The organism is Streptomyces lushanensis, from assembly GCF_001700515.1.
Taxonomy (GTDB): Bacteria; Actinomycetota; Actinomycetes; order Streptomycetales; family Streptomycetaceae; genus Streptomyces; species Streptomyces lushanensis.
This window is the reverse complement of record NZ_MAUD01000726.1, coordinates 329-662: the sequence shown is the minus strand read 5'-3', so window position 1 is coordinate 662 and position 334 is coordinate 329. Positions and strand designations below refer to the sequence as shown.

The following is a 334-nucleotide window of genomic DNA, read 5'->3' as shown; positions in this document are numbered from 1 at the left end:
TCGACCGTGCCGACCGGGAAGGCCACCCGGTGTACGCGGAGGCCAGTTCACCCGGTGGTGAGGCGCTCTGCCTCCGGCAGGGTTTCGTGCCGCTCGGCGGCGACATCACCCTGCCGGACGGCGGCCCGTCCCTGCGTCCGCTGTGGCGGGACCCGCGGTGAGGGGCGACGAGCACATCCACTTCTGGACCGCGGCCGAGGTCGCGAACGGTGAGGTGCCGGAGCGGCATCTGCCGCATCTGAGCGCCGTTCTGGAGTGGAGCGGCGACTTCCTGGTGTCCGGCCATCCGGAGCTGGGCCGGAGCGGCCCGGTGTGCCCGTACACCCAGCCCTCT

At 72.8% G+C, this 334-nt stretch carries 1 protein-coding gene; it reads left to right on the top strand.

Annotation, left to right across the window (positions count from 1 at the left end; genetic code table 11):
• Positions 1 to 142 precede the first annotated feature (142 nt).
• Positions 143 to 334 (top strand): DUF6875 domain-containing protein (locus BFF77_RS38015; protein ID WP_342671282.1); only part of this gene is annotated, 192 nt, incomplete at its 3' end.